The following is a 20,062-nucleotide window of genomic DNA, read 5'->3' as shown; positions in this document are numbered from 1 at the left end:
GGACAGGCTCACTCGGCCAGCGTCACATCGACTAGGCCGAAAAGCGAGCCGGTCGGCGTCGCCTCGAAGCCCTGCACGCCCTCACGCTGCGCCGTGTAGGTGTAGCCGGTGTAAAGCCAGACCCACGGCGCCATTTCGGCAAGGTGACGCTCGAACTCTGCGAAGATTTCCTTGCGGGCCTCTTCGTCGGTCTCGACCCGTCCTTCCTGCATCAGCGTGTCGAGCGTGTCGTCGATGTAGTTGGCGACGTTCTGAAGGTTGCCGTCCTTCGTCCAGTAGCGGTTGTACATGGTGTAGGGATCTGCCCGGCCGCCGTTCAGCGCCACCGCCATGTCGAAATCGCCGGCCAGCCAGCTGTCGACATAGACGTTCATCTCCTGCATCTCGATGGACAGGTCGATGCCGACCTCGGCCAGTTGCGACTGGATCAGCTGCGCCTCGGCCGCGGCGGTGGGCGGCTCGCCGTTGGCGGCCATGATGGTGGCCGAAAACCCGTCTTCGTAGCCTGCCTCGGCCAGAAGCTGCCGGGCGCGCTCCTGGTCCTGCTCATAGCAGAACAGGCTGAACGGATCGTTGCGATACGCCGGAGAGGTCAATGGTCCGGTCACCTCGCCCTCGCCCAGAAGCGCCGCGTCAAGGATGTCCTGCCGATCCAGCGCGCAGGAGATCGCCTGGCGCACCTTCAGCTCACCCATCGGCTCGCGCGAGGCGTTGAGCTGCAGAACGTGGTAGTCGAGCGTCGGCGCGGCGTTCAGCGTCAGCCCTTCGTCACGCGGCACGAGCGTCGCCACCAGCGGATCGCTCAGAAAGGCGAAATCCGCCTGCCCTGCGCGCAAGGCCGCAAGGATCGCCGTTTCGTCGGGCAGGACGCTGATGTCGATGCCGTCATAGGCGATGTCGCCGCCATGCCAGTCCTCGAAGACCGCCAGGCTGGCATTGGCGTTCGGCGTGCGCTGCTCCAGCGTGAACGGCCCCGAACCCATCACTTCGGTGCCGACGGTGCCCGCCTCGATGGCCTTTGCCGGCACGATGGCGGCGTTGACGGACGCCATGCCGTTCAGGATCGGGACGTTCGGACCGTCGAGCTGGAAGACGACCGTGTGGTCGTCGGGCGTCTCGATCGATGTGATCGAGGCATAGTTCGCCCGCGCCGACGCCCCGGTCGCCTCGTCGAGGATCCGCTCGAAGGACGCCTTGACGTCACCGGCCGTGACAGGGCTGCCGTCGTGGAAGGTCGCCTCGGGATCGAGGTTAAAGGTTAGCGTCGTGGCGTCGTCCGAGAACTCCCAGCTTTCGGCCAGGGCGGGCTGGATCTCGAGGTCCGGGCCAAGCCGCACTAGCGGTTCGTACAGCAGCTCGAGCAGCCGGATCGACGCGAAGGCCGTCTGCGTGTGCGGGTCCAGCCCGGTCGCGTCCTGCGACCAGGCGACGTTCAGCGTCTGCGCGGCCAGCGGCGCGGACAGCCCGAGCGACGCGCCGATGGCGATCGTGGAAACGAGGGTTCGTGCAATGGTCATGTCGTGTCTCCCTGTGGGGTTGAAGTCAGGCGGGGTTCGTTCCCGCTCTTTCGAGGGCGCGGCGCAGGAAGCCCTGCTCGGCTTCGAGTGTCCTGCGCGCGGTGTCGGCGTCGAGACCGCTCAGCTGCATGAGGATCGCCAGTTTCACCTTGCCCCCGCTGGCGTCCAGCAGGCGGCGCGCCTCGTCCTCGGGGCAGCCGGTCGCGTCAATGACGATGCCCACGGCCCGCTCGGCCAGCTTGCGGTTCGAGATCGTCACGTCGACCATCAGGTTGCCGTAGGTCTTGCCGATGCGGATCATGCTGGCGGTGCTCAGCATGTTCAGGACCATCTTCTGCGCGGTGCCCGATTTCAGCCGGGTGGAGCCCGTTACGACCTCGGGGCCGACGACGGGAGAGATGGCGATGTCGGCGAGTTCCGCGATGACCGAGCCGGGGTTACACGACAGCGACACCGTTCCGGCCCCGACCTGTCGCGCACGTTCCAGCGCGCCGACGACGTATGGGGTCTTGCCGCTGACGGCAATGCCGACAACCACGTCCCGCGCGGTCAGGTCGGTGCGGTCGAGATCCCGCGCACCCTGTCCGGCATCGTCCTCGGCATCTTCGACCGAATGGCGCAGCGCGTGGTCCCCGCCGGCGATCAGCCCCACCACCATGCCGGGCGGCACGGAAAAGGTCGGCGGGCACTCCGACGCGTCGAGCACGCCCAGCCGCCCGCTGGTGCCGGCGCCGATATAGATCAGCCGCCCGCCCTGCTCGAAGGCCGCGACGATCCGGTCCACCGCTTGCGCGATCCGCGGAAGCTCCGCGCGGACCGCGTCGGCCACGCCGGCGTCCTCGGAATTCATCAGCGCGACGATCTCTTCGGCCGGCAGGCGGTCGATCCCGGTCGTTCTGCGGTTCCGCTCCTCGGAAACCAGATTGCGCAGATCCTGTTGCACGGGGGCCGGCATGACGAGTCTCCTTGAGCCTGCGCGCAGAGTAGAATTTTTAATTCCCTTAGTCAAAGAAAAGCGTGGTAGTCTATTCCAAAAGCCGTGGAGGTCCAGCCATGTCCGTTCTGACGCTGATCGAAGCCCGCCTTGGCACCCTGACCGAGGGCGAGCGGCAGATCGCGCGCACGATCCTCGACGATCCCGAAGGCGTGCTGCGGCAATCCTCGGCCGACCTCGCTCGGCTGGCGGGACGCAGCCAGTCGGGCGTCGTGAAGTTCTGCCAGAAGCTCGGCTTCTCGGGCTTCCAGGACCTCAAGATCGAGATCAGCCAGGCCACCGCGCGCCGCGGGGTCGCGGACGCCAGCGGGATCGTCCACGGCTCGATCGAAGCGGCCGATGACCTTGCCACGACCGCGCAGAAGCTGCTGGGCAGCAAGATCCGCGCGATGCAGGAGACGTTGTCGGTCAACGGCGCGGAGTCGCTCGACACGGCGCGCGACGCGCTGGCCGGGGCGCGGCAGATCCAGCTTGTGGGCGTGGGGGCATCATCGCTCGTCGCGCGGGATTTCGGCTACAAGCTGCAGAAGCTGGGCCGCCGCACGACCTTCGACGCCGACAGCCACATCCAGATGGCCAACGCGGCGACGCTTGGACAGAACGACCTGATGCTCGCCATCTCGCAATCCGGCCAAAGCCTCGAGACCCTGCGCATCGCCGAGACCGCCGCCCGGCGCGGCGCGACGCTTCTGTCGGTGACCGGCCTGCAAACGAACCCGCTGTCGGGACTGGCGCGGATCGCGCTGTTCACCGTCGACGACGAGGAACGCGTGCGCTCGTCCGCGATCACCTCGCGCGACGCGCAGCTGATGCTTCTCGATCTTCTGTTCCTGCGGCTCGTGCAGTCGCAGGACGACGCGGCCGACCTGATCCGGGGCGCCATCGACGCGGTGGCGCCGCTGAAGCTCTAGGCGATCACGCCTTGCCGTTCGCGGCGCGCGAAAGCCTGTCCGTCGCCACCGAAGAGATGCAGCGCCTCGGGCGGGAAGCGCAGGCCGACCCTGTCCGCCGGTTTCTGCGTCACGCCACCGTCCGCCTTCACCACCACGGTCTCCTTTCCGTCCAACTCGACGTGCAGGAAGGTCTCGCCGCCCAGCCGCTCGGCCACCAGCACTTCGCCCGCGACCGTGCCCTGCCCCGGCGCGACCATCTCGACATGCTCGGGCCGGATGCCCAGCGTCAGCTCGCCCGCCTCCGCGCGCGGCTCGACCGGCATCTCGATCGGGCCGGACCCGGCGGCGGTGACGCGCCCCTCGCCCGCGGCACGGGCGGGCAGGAAGTTCATCCGGGGCGAGCCGATGAAGCCCGCGACGAACTGGTTCTTCGGGTGGTGGTAAAGCTCGAGCGGCGTTCCCACCTGCTCGATCCGGCCGTCGCGCAGGACCACGATGCGGTCGGCCAGCGTCATCGCCTCGACCTGGTCGTGGGTGACGTAGACCATCGTCGTCTTCAGCCGCTGGTGCAGGCGCAGGATCTCGACCCGCATCTGCACCCGCAGCGCCGCGTCGAGGTTCGACAGCGGCTCGTCGAACAGAAAGATCGCCGGGTCGCGCACGATCGCGCGCCCGATGGCGACGCGCTGGCGCTGCCCGCCCGAAAGCTCCTTGGGGCGGCGTTTCAGCAGGTCCTCGAGGCCGAGGATGTCGGCCGCCTTGCGCACCCGCTCGTCGATGACCTTCTTGTCCTCGCCGGCATGGCGCAGGGCGAAAGCCATGTTCCCGTAGACGTCCTTGTGCGGGTAAAGCGCGTAGGACTGGAAAACCATCGCGATGCCGCGATCCGAGGGCGCGACCTCGTTCATGCGCTCGTCGCCGATGACGACGTCGCCGCCGCTGACCTCTTCGAGCCCCGCGATCATGCGCAGAAGGGTGGACTTCCCGCAGCCCGACGGGCCGACGAAGACGACGAACTCGCCGTCCTTCACCTCGAGATCCACTCCGTGGATCACCTCGACCTTGCCAAAGCGCTTGCGGACGTCCTGCAGAACAAGTTGTGCCATTCGTCTTATCCTTTTACCGCACCGGCGGTGATCCCCGAGATGAGCTGCCGCGAGAAGATCGCGTAGAGCACCAGCACCGGCAGGATCGCGATCGAGAGCGAGGCGAGCACCGCGCTCCAGTTGACGGTGTATTGTCCGATGAACTGCTGCACGCCCAGCGTCACGGTTTTGGTCGCGTCCGACGAGGCGAGGATCAGCGGGAACCACAGGTCGTTCCAGATCGGGATCATCGAGAACACCGCGACCGTCGCCAGCACCGGGCGGACCAGCGGCAGCACGACCTCGAAGAAGATGCGGTATTCCGACAGCCCGTCCACGCGGGCGCAGTCCTTGATGTCGCGCGACAGCGTCCGCATGAACTCGGTCAGGATGAAGACCGCGATCGGCAGGCCCTGCGCCGTGTAGACGAGGATCAGCGAGATCAGCGTGTTCACGAGGCTGAGGTCCACCATGAGCTGTAGGATCGCCACCGTGCCCAGGCGGATCGGCACCATGATCCCGAGGATCAGGTAGACGCCAAGAAGCGCGTTCAGCTTGAAGCGGTACTCGGACAGCGCGTGTGCCGCCATCGCGCCGAACAGCAGGATCAGGAACAGCGACACCACCGTCACGATCAGCGAGTTCGAGTAATACAGCAGGAAATTTCCCTCGGTCAGGACGGTGGCGTAGCCCTCGACGCTGAAGGTCTCCGTGCGGGGCAGCGCCAGCGGCTCGGTGAAGATGCCGCGGCGGTTCTTGAACGAGTTCAGCACCACGATCAGGACCGGGAAGATCGCGATGATCGTGTAGGCCAGAAGGACGGCATGGACCCCGGCGGCGGCGCCGAGCCGGCCCATGCGGCCGCGCCGCGCGCGGGTGGTGTCGACGGTGCTCATGTCGCCGCTCTCCTCACATCTCGTAGCGGGTCAGGCGGCGCTGCACGCCGAGGAGGTAGATCGTCACGCCGATCAGGATGATGAAGAACATCATGCTGGCCACGGTGGCGCCCATATGGATGTCGCCGATCTGGGTCTGCTGCCCGAAGAAGGTGCGGAACATCAGGGTGCCCATGATATCGGTGGAATAGTCCGGCGGCCCCAGCACGCCCTGGATCGAGTAGATCAGGTCGAAGGCCGAGGTGAAGTTGCCGATATAGGTCAGGATCGCCACGATCCCGAGCGTCGGCAGGATCAGCGGCAGCTTGATCTTCCAGAAGATCGCAAACCCCGACAGCCCGTCCACCCGCGCCGCATCCAGAAGCTCGTCCGGGATCGACAGGAGGGCGGCATAGATCAGCATCATCGGGATGCCGACATATTGCCAGACCGAGATCAGCGACACCGCCGTCAGCGCCGAATCCTCCAGCCCCAGCCACGGCGCGTAGAGCCAGCCAAGCCCGACCGCGGACATCATGCCCTCGGCCACGCCCCACAGCGGCGACAGGATCAGCTCCCACACGAAGCCGACGATGACGACCGACAGAAGCGTCGGCACGAAGATCAGCGTGCGGTACGTGCCCCCGAACCGCGGCGCGAGCGAAAGGAGTGCGGCAAGCAGCAGGCCCAGCGGGTTCTGCACGATCATGTGGATGAAGAACAGGATCAGGTTGTTCCAAAGCGCGTTCCAGAACCGCACGGCCCAGTTCGCGTCGAAGAGAAGCGTTGCGTAGTTGCCGAGCCCGATCCAGACGGCGCTGCCGTCCGGCTGCCCGTCGAAAAGGCTCAGCCGCAGGCTCTCGATCAGCGGGTAGATCGAGAAGATCGAGTAGATCAGCACGGTCGGCGCAAGGAAGACGGCGATATGCGTGATCCCGCCCGTCTTGCGGCGACGGCGCGCGGTCCGGCTGCGGCCGATCGCCTGCTCCACGATCTCGGTCATGGGTGGTCCTCTGGCAAAGGCGTGCGCCCGCCCCGGTCGGGACGGGCGCGGTCCGGGATCAGTCCTGCTGCGGCTCGTACCAGGACTCGAGGCCCTGCTGCAGATCCGCCGCCGCCTCTTGCGGCGTCATCGTATCGTTCAGGACGTTCGCGCTGTTGACCCACATGGTGTTCCAGGTGTTCGGCTCGCCGCGCGACAGGATCTGGCTGGCGACGCGGACCGTCGACTCGCATTCCTCGCGGAACGAGATGAATTCCTGGGCCAGCGGGTTCTCAACCTCGAACTCGGCGTTCGAGAGCGAGAAGAAGCCCGGCAGCGCGTTCGTGTAGAGCGCGGCGAACTCGGCGCTCGCCACCCATTCAAGGAAGGTGCGCGCCGCCTCGGGATGATCCGTGTCGGCGTTCATGCCGATGCCGATGTCGGTGTGGTCCGAGATGTAGCAGGTGTCGCCCTCGGCCGGCACGGGCGGCGGGAACGCGCCCATCTCGAAGAAGGCCTGGTCGCTGAAGCCGGTGATCTCCCACGAGCCCGCCGGATAGATCGCGGCCCGGCCCAGCGTGAACAGGTTCTGGCTGTCCGAGTAGCTCTGCGCCTGGTAGGCGCTGCCCATGTAGTCGGACCAGCGTGCCATCTGCTCGTAGGGGGCGACGAATTCCTCGTCCGTGAACTTGGCCTCGCCCTCGATCAGGGCCTGACGCCCCTCCTCGCCCTTCCAGTAGTTCGGGCCGATGTTGGTGTAGGCCATCGTGGCGGCTTCCCACTGGTCCGCGCTGCCCATGGCGAGCGGGATGTAGGTGCCGTCCGCCTTGATCGCGTCGAGGACCGCGAAGAATTCCTCGACGGTCTGCGGCTCTTCGAGGCCCAGCTCGTCGAAAGCGTCGGCGTTGTAGATGAAGCCGTGGATGACCGAAGCCATCGGCACGCAGAAGGTGCTCTCGCCGTCATCGGTGGACCAGGCGGCCTTGGCGAAATCGGGGAAGTTCGACAGCCCCTCAAGGTCCGAGATGTCAGCCAGCTGGCCGCGCTGGAAAAGCGGCAGCGAGCCGTCGAAGGACCGGCACGTGATCAGGTCGCCCGCCGTGCCCCCTTCGAGCCGGGCGTTCAGCGCGGCGTTGTATTCCGTCGGTGCCGTCGGGGTGAACTCCAGGTTGATGTCGGGATGGCTCTCCTCGAAGGCCGGGATCAGCGTGTCGTCCCAGATCGCCTGATCCTCCGCGCGCCAGCTTTCGATCGTCAGCGTGACCTCCTGGGCCAGTGCGCCGCCGGCGGCGAGGCAGAGGGCGGCCGTCGCCGTGGTCTTCATCATGATATGCTTCATTTCCTACTCCCTGTCATGCTTGACCTGGTCTGTCCGGCGGCCCCGCGGCAATCGCGGAACCAGCGGCCGGCGCGCGCCAGGGACGCGCCGGGAATGCCGCGACTCGATCCGGTTCCGCCATGTATCCTGCCATAATCCGGCCGTGGCGTTCCGATCGGACCTGATCGCCGACAGGGCCAAGCATTGCGGATGGCGCGACCATTATCAAGCCCAATGTCCGCAATCGGCAATACCAATGCACCCTTTGGTATTGCCGCGCCCCCTGTGCCCCTATAGAAACGGGACGAGCCGAGGGGGAGCGTGGACCAGTCATGCGCCAACAGATCGACGCGGTCGTCATCGACGGGGGCGGCACAGGAACGCGCCTGCGCGCCGTGGGCGCCGACGGCGCCACGCTGGCCGAGACCACGTCCGGTCCGTCGAGCCTGACGCTCGGGGTCGAGCAGGCCTGGCGCAACGTGGCGGCCGGTCTCGACGCACTTGCCACGACCACCGGATCGGGCCTGGGCGACGCGCGGCTCGTCTGCGGATTTGCCGGCGGACGCTCGCCGGACCGGCAGGCACGGTTCCGCGCGCTGGCAGGCCCGGTTTGTGCCGACATCGTCATCGTCACCGACGGCTTCGCGTCGCTCCTCGGGGCCCACGGGGGTCGGCCCGGTGTGGTCCTGGCCGTCGGAACCGGCGTCGCCGCCTATGCGCTGGGCCGGGACGGCCGCGTCTCCAGCGCCAGCGCCTGGGGCTTCGCCATCGGCGACGAAGGCAGCGGCGCGTGGATCGGCCGGCGCGCCGTTTCGCTTCTCAGCCGCCACCTCGACGGCCGGCTCCCGGGCCCGTCCGCGCTGTTCGAGGCGCTGCGGCCCCGCGTCGGCGGCGACTTCAACGCCATCCAGACCTGGCTGTCGGACGCGAATGCGACCCGGTTCGCCACCCTCGCCCCCGTGGTGATCGATGCCGCCGCGGCGGGCGACGACCTGGCCGCGCAGCTGATTGACGCCGCGACCGAAGAGCTCGAGACCGCCATCGCCGCCATCGACGACGGCGGGCCGGTTTCGCTTCTCGGGGGGCTTGCCCCGGTCTTCGCCCCGCGCCTCTCGGCCCCGCTGGCGGCGCGCCTGACGCCGGCGCGCGGCAACGCGCTCGACGGGCTCGTGCTGATGCAGCGGCGCGGCTGGCGGGACGAGGTCGTGCCCGAACTGGAGCGCCAGGATGGCTGATGGTCCCGAAACCCGGCTGCCCCGCTACCGCGAATTGTCGGATCACATCGCCCGCCAGATCGAGGAGGGCGCGCTGTCGCCCGGCTCCGCCCTGCCGCCCGAACGCACGCTGGCCGAGCGTCACGGCGTCAGCCGCGTGACCGTGCGCAAGGCGATGGAGCAGCTCAGCGGCCGCGGCCTGATCGAGCAGCGCCGCGGCGCCGGCACCTTCGTGGCCAGGCGCGTGTCCCAGCCCCTGTCCGTCCTGACCAGCTTTTCCGAAGACGTCGCCGCCCGCGGCATGGTCGCCGAATCGCGCCTCGTCCACAGCGGCGTCGGCCGCGCCAGCCCCGAGGAAGTCATCGGCCTCGGCGTGGCGCCGGGCCATTCGGTCACGCGCATCACCCGGCTGCGCTCCGCCGATGGCCAGCCGCTCGCGCTCGAAGCCGCGACGGTTCTGGGCGAGGCGCTGCCCGACCCCACGCTCATCGGGGATTCCCTCTATGCCACGCTGGCCGAGCACGGGATGCGCCCGGTGCGCGCGGTCCAGCGGCTCACCGCCATCGCGATCGACCCCTACGCCGCGAACCTGCTCGAGGTGCAGCCCGGCGCCCCCGCCCTTCTCATCACCCGCATCGGTTACACCGCCGAGGATCGCGCGGTCGAGTTCACCCGCTCGACCTTCCGCGGCGATCGCTGGGATTTCGTAGCGGAGCTGACATGACGAACCACATCGACGGATCGATCCTGACCCCCGACGGCTGGATCGCCGGCCGCCTGGACCACGACGCGAAGATCGTCTCGGTGCAGGGCGACGCCATCGCCGCGCCAAGGCCGCCTTACATCCTGCCCGGCTTCGTGGATTGCCACGTCCACGGCGGAGGCGGCGCCGACATGATGGAAGGGGCCGAGGCGATCCGCACCGCCGCGCGCCTGCATGCCCGGCACGGCACGACCGCGCTCTGCGCGACCTCGGTGACCGCCCCGACGGGAGACATCGACGCCTTTCTGGACGACGTTGCCGCCGTCATGGCCGACCCCGCGACGGATGGCGCCCGCGTGCTCGGCGCGCATCTCGAAGGGCCGTTCATCAATCCCGACAAGCTCGGCGCGCAGCCTCCCTTCGCCCGCCCGGCCGATGCGGCGCAGCTGAAGGCCTGGGCCGCGCGCGCGCCGGTCCTCATCATGACCCTCGCCCCCGAGATGGACGAGGACGGCGCGCTGCTCGACGCGCTCGCCGCGGCCGGCATCCGCGCGCAGCTCGGCCATTCGCTCTGCGACTACGCGCTCGCGCGGGCGGCGCTGGCGCGCGGCGTCGGCGTCACCCACCTCTTCAACGCGATGAGCGCCCTCGCCCATCGGAACAACGGCCTGTGCGGCGCGGCTTTCGCCCATGCCGATTATGCCGAGATCATCCCCGACCTCGTTCACGTCGAGCCCGGCGCGATCCTTGCCGCCCGGCACGCGATTCCGAACCTTTACGGCGTGACCGACGCGACGGGCGGCGCCGGGATGCCGGACGGGACGTATCGTCTCGGCTCGCTCGACGTCGAGAAGGCGGACGGCGCCATGCGGCTCGCCGACGGCACGCTCGCGGGCTCGGCGCTGACCATGGACCAGGCCCTTCGCAACCTGGTCGGCATCGGCCTGCCGCTGGACGAGGCCGCCCGGCGGCTTTCGACCATCCCAGCCGACTGGCTCGGCCTGACCGACATCGGGCGGCTTGCGCCCGGCGCCCGGGCCGACATCGTGGTTCTGGACGCTTCGCTGGCGCTGTCGCGCGTGATCGCGGGCGGCCACGACATTCCCAACCCGAGGTAAGCCATGGAAGTCATCCCCTGCCCCGATCGCGACCGGGCCGTGGCCCTGACCGCCCGCCTGATCGAGACGCGCCTGCGCGCCAAGCCCGATCTGGTCCTCGGCCTCGCCACCGGCCGCACGATGGAAGAGGTCTATGCCCGCCTCGTCGCCAGCGGCGTGTCCTTCGCGCGCTGCACCACGTTCAACCTCGACGAATACGTGGGACTGCCGCCCGAAGACCCGAACTCCTACGCCAGCTACATGCGGCACCACCTGTTCGACCACGTGGACATCGACCCCGCCCGCACCCACCTGCCGGAAGGGATGGCACGCGATCTCGGCACCGCCGCCGCCGATTACGAGGCGCGGATCGCCGCCGCGGGCGGCATCGACCTTCAGCTTCTCGGCATCGGGGAATCCGGTCACATCGGCTTTAACGAGCCGCTCTCGGCGCTGCGCTCGCGCACGCGCGACAAGATCCTGACGCCGACGACGCGCCGGCAGAACGCCGGCATGTTCGGGGGCGACAGCGCCGCCGTCCCGAAACGCGCACTGACCATGGGCGTGGGCACCATCCTCGACACCCGCGAACTGGTCCTGCTGGCCTCGGGCACCGCCAAGGCAAGCGTCGTCGCACGCGCGGTCGAGGGGCCGCTGACCTCGCGCGTCAGCGCCTCGGCTATCCAGCTTCACACCCGGTGCAAGGTCGTGCTCGACGCCGAGGCCGCCGCCGGGCTCGAGGACATCGACTATTACCGCTTCGTCTGCAGCAACGAGGAAAAGTGGGACGCATACCGCGATCTTCTGTGATCCCGGCTACCCCGGTCGAGATCCTGCACAGCGCCCCCGGCCCCGCGCCAAGCGACGACGCCTTCGGGCTGTTGCACCGCCCCGGCGTGCTTCATGCCTGGGTGATCGACGGGGCGACCTCGGTCTCGGAGCGGCCGAACAAGGTCCTGTCCCGTCTCAGCGATCCGGGCTGGTTCGCCCGCGCGCTGTCCGACGAGATCCGGCGCACCCTGCGTCACGGCGAACTGACCGACGACGCGCTCGCACGCAGCCTCTCGCACCTGCGCCGTCGCTTCATCGATCGCGCCGGGCCGGAGCTGGACCATCACGACTTTCCGGTCGCGGCCATGACCTACCTGCGCATCTCGCGGCACGGACGGCGATACGCGATCGACAGCCTGAAATTCGCCGATTGCTTCCACCTGCAGGGTCCGGTTGCGCCTGCCCGGATCGCGCCCGGCGCTGCCCTGCCTGCGCCCTTGCCGAAGGCGTCTCTTCCCGCCACCGGCCCGCTGATCGAGCGCATGCGCAGGCGGCGCGCGGCGCAGGTCCGGGATCTGGCGAGCACCGCGATCACCATCGACCCCTCCAGCGCCGGCATGGGCCGCCGCCGCCGGGAAATCGCATATCCCGGATCGGAAATCGTCTTGGGCAGCGACGGCTACGCCCGGCTGTGGACGGAGTACGCCTTGCAGACCGAAGAAGACGCCATCAGGACCACGGCGCAGGTCGGCGCCGCGCGGGTGCTGCACGACCTGCGCGCATGGGAACGCGCGAACCTGGGCCACGGCAAGGCACCCAAGCCCGCCGACGACGTGACCGTCCTGCGCCTGCGCGTGAACGCCCCCTACGCCCGGGGCACCCTGCGCAGCAACGGCGCGACGCTCGTCTGGCGCGCATCGCCCGCCGGACGGGTGCGCGCCGAGGCGATCCGGGTCTAGGCGGACCGGACTGCGCGAGCGTCGCGTCGACAGGTGCCCGCTCCGGCGGACCGCGACAGCGGTCTGCCGCCTTGCTGGAAGCCCGTTTTCCGCCTACTCCCGGCACGCATGTCCGCCGGAGCCCTCGCGTGATCGTCTACCGCCTTCTCGTCTCGCTGTTCGCCCTGTTCGCGCTGCCCGCGGCGTTGCGGCGCGGCGGCGTGGCGCTGCTGCGGGCGCGCCTCGGCGGTGGCGGCGCGCCCACGCCCGGCCCGCATCTGTGGTGGCACGGCGCCTCCAATGGAGAGCTCGCCTCGGCCCGGCCGGTGCTCGACGCCCTGCTGCAAGCGCGCCGCGACCTGCACGTGGTGCTGACCGCCAACAGTGCCACGGGGCTGGACCTCGCACGCGGCTGGGCGCTGGAGCGCGTCACGGTGCGCCCGGCGCCGCTGGACCCGGCTTGGGTCACGCGGCGGTTCATCCGCCGCTGGGGCGTGATCGCGCACGTGACGCTGGAATCCGAGCTGTGGCCCAACCGCGTCCGCCTCTGCCCCGGCCCGGTCATCGTGCTGGGCGCGCGCATGACCGAACGCACCGCCCGCGGCTGGGCGCGCCTGCCGCGCTTGGCGGCCGACCTGACAGGGCGACTGGATTTCGTCTCGGCGCAGGATGCGGCCTCGGCCGAGCGCCTGTCCGCGCTGGGCCTGCCCCCGGCGGCGCGCGGGCCGGTGGCGGACCTCAAGGCGCTGTACATGCCGCCGCAGCCGATGATCCCGCAGGCCCTGAAGGACGCCTTCCCGCGCGCGCAGACCTGGCTCGCCGCCTCGACGCACGATGGCGAAGAGGCGATCGTCCTCGACGCGCACGAGGCCGCGCGCGCGACCGATCCGGCGCTGCGCCTGATCCTCGCGCCGCGCCATGCCGCGCGCGGCGACGCGGTCGAGGCGCTGATCACGGCGCGCGGCTTCTCGGTTGCGCGCCGCAGCCGCGACCCGGCGCCGGGAAACGCGGATGTCTATCTCGCCGACACGATGGGCGAGATGCCGCTGTGGTACGCGCTCGCCGGCCGCGTCTTCGTCGGCGGCACGCTGGTCGCACGCGGCGGGCACACCCCCTACGAGCCCGCCGCCTTCGGCGCGGCGCTGCTGCACGGCCCCGACGTGACGAACTTCGCCGCGCCCTTCGCGCGCCTGAAGGGGATCGCGATTTCGGTGCACGACGCCCGAAGCCTCGCCGCCGGGCTGTCCGCGCTCGCCCCGCCCGAAAGGCAGCGCGACGCGGGCCAACGTGCGGCGGACGCCCTGCGCGCCGAGACAGGCGTGGACGGGCTGGTGCGGGAAATCGTGAACCGCCTGCCCCCCGTATCTTGAGGAAACTTGAACCCGCGGCGCCTATATCTACGTTGGACCGGACCGGGACGGAATTTGGCAATGATACGATATTCCCTGAAATGCGCCGATGGCCACGTCTTCGACAGCTGGTTCCAGTCTGCCGCCGCCTACGATTCCCTTCAGCGGGCGGGGCATGTTTCCTGCGCGGTCTGCGGCGATGCCACCGTCGACAAGGCGCCGATGGCGCCGCGCGTGTCCTCGGCCACCACGGTGCCGGAGCGGCCGCTGTCGCCTGCCGAGGGCGCGCCCGAAACCGCGCTCACCGCGCTCAAGCGCCATATCGAGGCCAATTCGGACTATGTCGGCCGCGATTTCGCGCGCGAGGCCCGCGCCATCCATGACGGCGACAGCCCCCGCCGCGCCATCTGGGGCGAGGCGCGCGGCGACGAGGCGCGCCAACTGGTCGAGGACGGCGTGCCGATCGCGCCCCTGCCCTTCACCCCCACGCGAAAGGCGAACTGATGCGCGTCCTGATCACCGGAGCGAACCGCGGCGTCGGCGCCGCCCTCCTGTCCGCCTATGCCACCCGCGGCGACGAGGCGCTGGGAACGGCGCGCGGCGGCGGCAAGCTGCTGCCGCTCGAGGTGACGGACCCGGCCTCGCACCGCGCTCTGGCCGAGCGCCTCGGCGATGCGCCGCTGGATGCGCTTGTCTGCAACGCGGGCGTCTATCCCGACAAGGGACAGCGGCTGGACGACGGCTATCCGGCCGAGATGTCGGCGCAGGCCTTCGCCGTGAACGTCACGGGCGTTTTCCTGAGCGTGCAGGCCATGCTGCCCGCGCTGCGCCGCGCCAGGTCCGCGAAAATCGCGATCATCAGTTCGCAGATGGCCTCGGACACCCGCGCGCCGGGCGGCAGCTACGTCTACCGCGCCTCCAAGGCCGCCGCGTTGAACCTAGGGCGCAACCTCGCCACCGACCTCAGGCGCGAGGGCATCGCCGTGGGCATCTACCACCCCGGCTGGGTGCGCACCGACATGGGCGGCGGCAGCGCCGACATTACGCCCGACGAGGCGGCGCGGGGCCTTGTCGCGCGCATTGACGCGCTCGGGCCCGACACGACCGGCTGTTTCGAGACTTGGGACGGACGCGCCCATCCTTACTGAGCCCGAAGCCTTCCCGCGCGCCTTCGCCGACGCCTGGGCCACGCGGCAAGGGACCGCGATCGCCGCGCTGTTCACCGACGACGCGGACTTCGTCAACGTGACCGGGTTGTGGTGGCGCGGCCGCGGTGCGATCGCCAAGCCGCACGACTATGCGCTGAAGTCCTTCTTCGCCGACACGACCCTGCGCATCGGCCGAACCGAGACGCGGCACCTGGGCCCCGACGTGGCCGTGGTGCGAACGCGCCTGCACCTGACCGGCCAGCGCGCGCCGGACGGCAGCCGCGCGGGTGACAGGCAGACCATCCTCACGGCGATCCTGCGGCGCGAGGGAAAAAGCTGGCTCGCCGTGTCCGCGCAGAACACCGAAGTCTCGCCCGGGATGGAGACGCACCTGGCCGAAGATGACACCACCCGCCCGGTGGATTACCGCCGTTGATCCGTGGCCGCGCCGCGACAGCCGCGCGCGCCCCGCATCTGCCATCTTGCCCTTTTCGGGCGCCGCACTTACACGGCGCACGAGCCCCGCGCAGGATATCCCATGCCCGTTCTCGTGATGAAATTCGGCGGCACGTCGGTCGCCACGCTGGACCGCATCCGCCGCGCCGCAAAGCGCGTCGGCGTCGAGGTGTCGCGCGGCTACGACGTGATCGTCATCGTGTCGGCCATGGCCGGCGAGACAAACAAGCTTGTGGGCTTCGTGCAGGACACCTCGCCCCTGTTCGACGCGCGCGAATACGACGCCGTCGTGAGTTCCGGCGAGAACGTGACCGCCGGGCTGATGGCGCTGACGCTGCAGGAAATGGACATCCCCGCGCGCTCCTGGCAGGGCTGGCAGGTGCCGCTGCGCACCACGTCCGCGCACTCGCAGGCGCGGATCGAGGAGATCCCCACCGACAACATCACCGCCAAGTTCGGCGAGGGCATGAAGGTCGCCGTGGTCGCCGGCTTCCAGGGCGTCAGCCCCGAGGGCCGCATCACCACGCTGGGCCGCGGCGGCAGCGATACCACCGCCGTCGCCTTCGCCGCCGCCTTCGGGGCGGAACGCTGCGACATCTACACCGACGTCGACGGCGTCTACACCACCGACCCGCGCATCTGCGAAAAGGCGCGCAAGCTCGACCGCATCGCCTTCGAGGAGATGCTCGAGCTTGCCAGCCTCGGCGCAAAGGTGCTGCAGACGCGGTCGGTCGAACTGGCGATGCGCTACAAGGTCAAGCTGCGGGTGCTGTCATCCCTCAGCGAACAGACGGACGGGTCCGGCACCATCGTGTGCGACGAGGAGGACATCATGGAAAGCAACGTGGTCGCGGGCGTCGCCCATTCGCGCGACGAGGCGAAGATGACGCTGGTCTCGGTCGAGGACCGGCCCGGCATCGCATCGTCGATCTTCACCCCCCTGGCCGAGGCCGGCGTGAACGTCGACATGATCGTGCAGAACATTTCCGAGGACGGCCGCACGGACATGACGTTCTCGTGCCCGACCGACCAGGTGAAGCGCGCCGAAAAGGCGCTGAACGACGCGCGCACGGCCGGTCACATGACCTTCACCGACATCAAGGCGGATACCGGCGTCGCCAAGGTGTCGGTCGTGGGCATCGGCATGCGCAGCCACGCGGGCGTGGCGGCCAAGATGTTCCGCGTGCTCGCGCAGGAAGGGATCAACATCAAGGTCATCACAACTTCGGAGATAAAGATTTCCGTCCTGATCGACCGGAAATACATGGAACTGGCCGTGCAGGCCCTGCATGATGCCTTCGAGCTGGAGAAGGCGGGCTGACAGGCCTGCCCGATGCGGCACGGGGCAAACGGGCGGACGTCATGGCCGACGGGCTTGAAAGCGAAAGCCGCAAGCTGCTCAAGCGCTTGCGCGACACGATGGCCGAAGAGGCCGCGGGCCAGGCGCGTCTGGACAAGATCACCCACCTGACCGCGGATTCCATGGGCACCGAGGTGTGCTCGGTCTACCTGTTCCGCGACGACGACACGCTTGAGCTCTGCGCAAGCCAGGGCCTGAAGCCCGAGGCCGTGCACCAGACCCGCATGAGGCTGGGCGAGGGCCTCGTCGGCCGCGTCGCGCGACGTGGCAAGCCGATCAACTCGGCGGACGCGCCGTCGGAACGCGGCTTCCGCTTCATGCCCGAGACCGGGGAAGAGATCTATTCCAGCTTCCTCGGCGTGCCGATCCAGCGTCTTGGTGAAAAACTGGGCGTTCTGGTGGTTCAGTCCAAGCAGGCCCGCGCCTTCACCGAGGACGAGGTCTACGCGCTCGAGGTGGTCGCCATGGTGCTGGCCGAGATGACCGAGCTGGGCGCCTTCGTGGGCGAGGGTGCCGCGCTCAAGGCCCGGCACACCCAGCCGGTCATGCTGCGCGGCACGACCGGGCAGGAAGGCACCGCGATGGGCCATGTCTGGCTGCACGAGCCGCGCGTCGTCGTGACGCGCGTGGTCGCCGACGACCCCGAGACCGAGGCCGCCCGCCTGACCGAGGCGGTGGAAAGGCTGCGCGTCAGCGTCGACGAGATCCTCGCCGATGCCGGCACCGACAGCGAGCAGGCCGAGGTGCTGGAAACCTACCGCATGTTCGCCAATTCCAAGGGCTGGCTGCGCCGCATGGACGAGGACATCGCCCGCGGCCTGTCGGCCGAGGCCGCGGTGGAAAAGGAACAGTCCCAGGCGCGCGCCCGCATGGCGCAGGCGACCGATCCCTACCTGCGCGACCGGCTGCACGATCTCGACGACCTGTCCAACCGCCTGCTGCGCATCCTCACCGGTCAGGGCTCCGAGACCGGCTCGGAGATGCCCGAGGACCCGATCCTGATCGCGCGCAACATCGGCCCCGGCGAGCTGCTGGAATACGGCCGCAAGCTGAAGGGCGTCGTGCTCGAAGAGGGTTCCGTCGGCAGCCACGCCGCGATCGTCGCGCGCGCGCTGGCGATCCCGCTGGTTGTGCACGCCCAGCGCATCACCAACGAGGCCCTGACCGGCGACCGGATCATGGTCGACGGCGAACAGGGCATCGTCCACCTGCGCCCCGACGAGACGGTGGTCAACGCGTTCCGCGACAAGATCGCCATGCAGGCCAAGGCACAGGAGCGCTATGCCTCGATCCGCGACACGCCCTGCGTTTCCGCCTGCGGCACCCGGATCGAGATGCACATGAACGCCGGCCTGATGGCCGACCTGCCCTCGCTGGAGAACTCCGGCGCCGAGGGCGTGGGCCTGTTCCGCACCGAATTGCAGTTCCTCGTGCGCAACCAGATGCCGCGCCGGACCGAGCTTGCCGCGCTCTATTCGCGCGTGCTGGATGCCGCCCAAGGCAAGCGCGTCGTGTTCCGCACGCTCGACATCGGCTCGGACAAGGTGCTGCCCTACATGAAGCCCAACGACGAGCCCAACCCCGCCCTGGGCTGGCGGGCGATCCGCGTGGGCCTCGACAAGCCGGGCGTGCTGCGGATGCAGCTTCAGGCCCTGCTGCGCGCCGCGAACGGGCGCCCGCTGTCGCTGATGTTTCCCTTCGTCGCGCAATACGACGAATTCGCCGCCGCGCGCGCCGAGGTCGACAAGGCGATCGACCGCGAGGTCCGGCTGGGCCACCCCCTGCCCGAAGCGATCGAGATCGGCGCCATGCTCGAGACGCCTAGCCTCGCCTTCGCGTCGCAGCGGCTGTTCGACGAGGTCAAGTTCCTGTCGGTGGGCGGCAACGACCTCAAGCAGTTCTTCTTCGCCGCCGACCGCGAAAACGAGCGCGTGCGCAAGCGCTACGACACGCTCAACGTCAGCTTCCTGACCTTCCTGCAGGGCATCGTCGACCGCTGCCGCGAGAGCGGCACGCGGCTGAGCTTCTGCGGCGAGGATGCCGGCCGCCCGATCGAGGCGGTGTGCCTTGCCGCCATCGGGTTCGAGACGCTGTCGATGCGCCCGGCCTCGGTCGGGCCGGTGAAGAGCCTGCTGATGCGCACCGACCTCAGGCAGCTGCGCGACGTGATGGCCCGGTCGCGCGACCGCGGCGACCAGTCGGTGCGCGAGGCGGTGATGCAGTTCCTGCGCGCCAACGCCTGATCCGCAGGGAAAGCCGCGCCGCGCCGCGGCCGGTCTTGCGCGCAGCCCGGACCAGACGCGCAAAAAGACACCCGGCCGCGGAGTTTTTCCTGCGACCGGGTGCGTGTCCCATTCGTGCCGTGACCAACGCGCGTTCTGCCCATTGGCGCCGGTTGCGCGTTTCGCGCAGCGGCGGGCCCTTGTCGACCCTGCCCCTGCCGCCTTTTGCGACCGTGGCGGGCCGTGGTTCTTCTGCGGGCCTTTGCGACCTTGCCCGTTCCGGCGCGGTCGATAGCATCTAGCGCCGTTAACCTCAACGAACGGTTAACGCCGGCGGCGGATCAGCCGATTTTCTTCACCGCCTCGTCGAACGCGCCCACGACGGCCGGGTAGGACGTGCCGCTGTCCTGCGCGATCCGCCGCAGGCCGAAGGCGACATGCGCCATCTCCTGGTAGTAGCTGGTGAAGGCGTAGTTCGTGGCCGCCCCCGCCGCGGCGCCCAGCAGCGGCACGGTCTGCGCCGCCAGCTTCTGGCCCAGCACCGTGGCCAGCCGCGGCGCCACGCGCGCGACGATGCCGTGCACCGTCGCCCCGCTCAGCGTGATCCGCGCCGACAGGAACCCCATGTCCACGCCCTCGTCGCGCGCCAGCGGCCCGGCCGAGGCGAAGACCGCCAGGCACGCCTTCTGGATCTCGGGATCGGCCGGGTCGAAGCCGTGCTCGGCCGCCACGCCCTGGATCGTGCGCAGCAGCACCGTCACCGTCACCGGCAGCTCGGCCAGCGCGGTGGGCAGCCCGCCCGCGCCACCGGCCGCGCCCATCGCGGTGGTCAGCGCGGTGTTGAACCAACCGCGCTGGTCCGGCACCACCCCGCGCGAGGCCTGCGCCGCCTGCAAGGCGTTCTCCAGCGCGCGGCCCGTCGCGTCCTCCAGCCGGTCGCGCACGCCCTTCGGAAGGCGTTCGACGAGCGATTCGGCCCGTCCGCCCAGCAGGTTGATCAGCTGCATGCCGAGGTTGTTCGCCGCCTGGTGACGCCGTGCCAGCGCCGCAAGCTGCGGCTCGATACCGGTGGGGACCAGGGCTGTTCCGGTCGAGTCTGTTCCCGTCGCATCTGCGGTCATGGCGGCTCCCTCGAGGCGT

19 protein-coding genes are annotated in these 20,062 nt (G+C 69.4%); 12 read left to right on the top strand and 7 right to left on the bottom strand.

Annotated elements, in window-relative coordinates; translation table 11 throughout:
* Positions 1 to 8: 8 nt before the first annotated feature.
* Both BLW27_RS17085 and murQ read right to left on the bottom strand, forming a co-directional pair.
* Positions 9 to 1,517: an ABC transporter substrate-binding protein gene (locus BLW27_RS17085; RefSeq protein WP_089885170.1), complete on the bottom strand. Its 1,509-nt coding sequence runs from the start codon at positions 1,515 to 1,517 to the stop codon at positions 9 to 11.
* A 25-nt stretch (positions 1,518 to 1,542) separates the two neighbouring features.
* Complete coding sequence (gene murQ / locus BLW27_RS17080) at positions 1,543 to 2,472, bottom strand: N-acetylmuramic acid 6-phosphate etherase (protein WP_089885168.1); 930 nt, start codon at positions 2,470 to 2,472, stop codon at positions 1,543 to 1,545.
* A 98-nt stretch (positions 2,473 to 2,570) separates the two neighbouring features.
* Here murQ and BLW27_RS17075 point away from each other — a divergent pair, with 98 nt between their 5' ends.
* The gene (locus BLW27_RS17075) at positions 2,571 to 3,422 is read left to right on the top strand and encodes a MurR/RpiR family transcriptional regulator (RefSeq protein WP_089885166.1); all 852 of its coding nucleotides are present in this window, start codon (positions 2,571 to 2,573) and stop codon (positions 3,420 to 3,422) included.
* On the opposite strand, the gene BLW27_RS17070 is transcribed toward BLW27_RS17075, so the two are convergent.
* Genes BLW27_RS17070 through BLW27_RS17055 form a run of 4 tightly spaced genes read right to left on the bottom strand, consistent with a single transcriptional unit; the run spans position 3,419 to position 7,685 of the window.
* Positions 3,419 to 4,510 (bottom strand): ABC transporter ATP-binding protein, encoded by a 1,092-nt coding sequence (locus tag BLW27_RS17070; protein ID WP_089885164.1) that lies wholly within the window; start codon positions 4,508 to 4,510, stop codon positions 3,419 to 3,421. The two genes, BLW27_RS17075 and BLW27_RS17070, sit on opposite strands and share 4 nt — an antisense overlap.
* A 5-nt stretch (positions 4,511 to 4,515) precedes the next feature.
* Positions 4,516 to 5,346: a carbohydrate ABC transporter permease gene (locus BLW27_RS17065; RefSeq protein WP_218141141.1), complete on the bottom strand. Its 831-nt coding sequence runs from the start codon at positions 5,344 to 5,346 to the stop codon at positions 4,516 to 4,518.
* A 52-nt stretch (positions 5,347 to 5,398) separates the two neighbouring features.
* Positions 5,399 to 6,367 carry a carbohydrate ABC transporter permease gene (locus tag BLW27_RS17060; protein ID WP_089885161.1) on the bottom strand — a complete coding sequence of 323 codons (969 nt, stop codon included), beginning with the start codon at positions 6,365 to 6,367 and terminating at the stop codon, positions 5,399 to 5,401.
* Between the two features lie 58 nt (positions 6,368 to 6,425).
* Complete coding sequence (locus BLW27_RS17055) at positions 6,426 to 7,685, bottom strand: ABC transporter substrate-binding protein (protein ID WP_089885159.1); 1,260 nt, start codon at positions 7,683 to 7,685, stop codon at positions 6,426 to 6,428.
* Positions 7,686 to 7,996: 311 nt separating this feature from the next.
* On the opposite strand from BLW27_RS17055, the gene BLW27_RS17050 reads away from it, so the two are divergent.
* From BLW27_RS17050 to ptsP, 11 genes are all read left to right on the top strand, one after another.
* Positions 7,997 to 8,899 (top strand): glucosamine kinase nucleotide-binding domain-containing protein, encoded by a 903-nt coding sequence (locus tag BLW27_RS17050; protein WP_089885157.1) that lies wholly within the window; start codon positions 7,997 to 7,999, stop codon positions 8,897 to 8,899.
* Entirely contained in the window at positions 8,892 to 9,602 is a 711-nt protein-coding gene (locus BLW27_RS17045; RefSeq protein WP_089885155.1) for a GntR family transcriptional regulator, read from the top strand. The genes BLW27_RS17050 and BLW27_RS17045 overlap by 8 nt, the downstream gene beginning before the upstream one ends.
* The gene (locus tag BLW27_RS17040; protein ID WP_089885153.1) at positions 9,599 to 10,699 is read left to right on the top strand and encodes an N-acetylglucosamine-6-phosphate deacetylase; all 1,101 of its coding nucleotides are present in this window, start codon (positions 9,599 to 9,601) and stop codon (positions 10,697 to 10,699) included. Before BLW27_RS17045 ends, BLW27_RS17040 begins: the two co-directional genes overlap by 4 nt.
* A gap of 3 nt (positions 10,700 to 10,702) precedes the next feature.
* The gene (nagB, locus tag BLW27_RS17035; RefSeq protein WP_089885152.1) at positions 10,703 to 11,488 is read left to right on the top strand and encodes a glucosamine-6-phosphate deaminase; all 786 of its coding nucleotides are present in this window, start codon (positions 10,703 to 10,705) and stop codon (positions 11,486 to 11,488) included.
* A complete protein-coding gene (locus BLW27_RS17030) occupies positions 11,485 to 12,408 on the top strand; it encodes a hypothetical protein (RefSeq protein ID WP_089885150.1) in 924 nt (307 codons plus the stop codon). The genes nagB and BLW27_RS17030 overlap by 4 nt, the downstream gene beginning before the upstream one ends.
* Positions 12,409 to 12,536: 128 nt before the next feature.
* Positions 12,537 to 13,757, top strand: coding sequence for a 3-deoxy-D-manno-octulosonic acid transferase (locus tag BLW27_RS17025; RefSeq protein WP_089885148.1), 1,221 nt, complete (start codon positions 12,537 to 12,539; stop codon positions 13,755 to 13,757).
* A 60-nt stretch (positions 13,758 to 13,817) separates the two neighbouring features.
* Positions 13,818 to 14,240: a DUF1178 family protein gene (locus BLW27_RS17020; protein WP_089885146.1), complete on the top strand. Its 423-nt coding sequence runs from the start codon at positions 13,818 to 13,820 to the stop codon at positions 14,238 to 14,240.
* The gene (locus tag BLW27_RS17015) at positions 14,240 to 14,884 is read left to right on the top strand and encodes an SDR family NAD(P)-dependent oxidoreductase (protein WP_089885144.1); all 645 of its coding nucleotides are present in this window, start codon (positions 14,240 to 14,242) and stop codon (positions 14,882 to 14,884) included. Before BLW27_RS17020 ends, BLW27_RS17015 begins: the two co-directional genes overlap by 1 nt.
* Positions 14,805 to 15,320 carry an SgcJ/EcaC family oxidoreductase gene (locus tag BLW27_RS17010; RefSeq protein WP_245710921.1) on the top strand — a complete coding sequence of 172 codons (516 nt, stop codon included), beginning with the start codon at positions 14,805 to 14,807 and terminating at the stop codon, positions 15,318 to 15,320. Before BLW27_RS17015 ends, BLW27_RS17010 begins: the two co-directional genes overlap by 80 nt.
* Before the next feature lie 102 nt (positions 15,321 to 15,422).
* A complete protein-coding gene (locus BLW27_RS17005) occupies positions 15,423 to 16,661 on the top strand; it encodes an aspartate kinase (protein ID WP_089885141.1) in 1,239 nt (412 codons plus the stop codon).
* 41 nt (positions 16,662 to 16,702) lie between these two features.
* Positions 16,703 to 18,943 carry a phosphoenolpyruvate--protein phosphotransferase gene (ptsP, locus tag BLW27_RS17000; protein ID WP_089885138.1) on the top strand — a complete coding sequence of 747 codons (2,241 nt, stop codon included), beginning with the start codon at positions 16,703 to 16,705 and terminating at the stop codon, positions 18,941 to 18,943.
* A 320-nt stretch (positions 18,944 to 19,263) separates the two neighbouring features.
* On the opposite strand, the gene BLW27_RS16995 is transcribed toward ptsP, so the two are convergent.
* Positions 19,264 to 20,043 carry an EcsC family protein gene (locus BLW27_RS16995; RefSeq protein ID WP_089885136.1) on the bottom strand — a complete coding sequence of 260 codons (780 nt, stop codon included), beginning with the start codon at positions 20,041 to 20,043 and terminating at the stop codon, positions 19,264 to 19,266.
* Positions 20,044 to 20,062: the final 19 nt, after the last annotated feature.

The sequence above is a fragment of the Citreimonas salinaria genome, from assembly GCF_900107235.1.
Taxonomy (GTDB): Bacteria; Pseudomonadota; Alphaproteobacteria; order Rhodobacterales; family Rhodobacteraceae; genus Citreimonas; species Citreimonas salinaria.
Note: the sequence above shows the minus strand (reverse complement) of the source record. Positions and strands in the feature narration are given on the sequence as shown.

Excerpts from the sequence above, each read along its gene's own strand:
- BLW27_RS17085 (WP_089885170.1), bottom strand. The coding sequence starts at position 1,517 with ATGACCATTGCACGAACCCTCGTTTCCACGATCGCCATCGGCGCGTCG.
- murQ (WP_089885168.1), bottom strand. The coding sequence starts at position 2,472 with ATGCCGGCCCCCGTGCAACAGGATCTGCGCAATCTGGTTTCCGAGGAG.
- BLW27_RS17075 (WP_089885166.1), top strand. The coding sequence starts at position 2,571 with ATGTCCGTTCTGACGCTGATCGAAGCCCGCCTTGGCACCCTGACCGAG.
- BLW27_RS17070 (WP_089885164.1), bottom strand. The coding sequence starts at position 4,510 with ATGGCACAACTTGTTCTGCAGGACGTCCGCAAGCGCTTTGGCAAGGTC.
- BLW27_RS17065 (WP_218141141.1), bottom strand. The coding sequence starts at position 5,346 with ATGGGCCGGCTCGGCGCCGCCGCCGGGGTCCATGCCGTCCTTCTGGCC.
- BLW27_RS17060 (WP_089885161.1), bottom strand. The coding sequence starts at position 6,367 with ATGACCGAGATCGTGGAGCAGGCGATCGGCCGCAGCCGGACCGCGCGC.
- BLW27_RS17055 (WP_089885159.1), bottom strand. The coding sequence starts at position 7,685 with ATGAAGCATATCATGATGAAGACCACGGCGACGGCCGCCCTCTGCCTC.
- BLW27_RS17050 (WP_089885157.1), top strand. The coding sequence starts at position 7,997 with ATGCGCCAACAGATCGACGCGGTCGTCATCGACGGGGGCGGCACAGGA.
- BLW27_RS17045 (WP_089885155.1), top strand. The coding sequence starts at position 8,892 with ATGGCTGATGGTCCCGAAACCCGGCTGCCCCGCTACCGCGAATTGTCG.
- BLW27_RS17040 (WP_089885153.1), top strand. The coding sequence starts at position 9,599 with ATGACGAACCACATCGACGGATCGATCCTGACCCCCGACGGCTGGATC.
- nagB (WP_089885152.1), top strand. The coding sequence starts at position 10,703 with ATGGAAGTCATCCCCTGCCCCGATCGCGACCGGGCCGTGGCCCTGACC.
- BLW27_RS17020 (WP_089885146.1), top strand. The coding sequence starts at position 13,818 with ATGATACGATATTCCCTGAAATGCGCCGATGGCCACGTCTTCGACAGC.
- BLW27_RS17015 (WP_089885144.1), top strand. The coding sequence starts at position 14,240 with ATGCGCGTCCTGATCACCGGAGCGAACCGCGGCGTCGGCGCCGCCCTC.
- BLW27_RS17005 (WP_089885141.1), top strand. The coding sequence starts at position 15,423 with ATGCCCGTTCTCGTGATGAAATTCGGCGGCACGTCGGTCGCCACGCTG.
- ptsP (WP_089885138.1), top strand. The coding sequence starts at position 16,703 with ATGGCCGACGGGCTTGAAAGCGAAAGCCGCAAGCTGCTCAAGCGCTTG.
- BLW27_RS16995 (WP_089885136.1), bottom strand. The coding sequence starts at position 20,043 with ATGACCGCAGATGCGACGGGAACAGACTCGACCGGAACAGCCCTGGTC.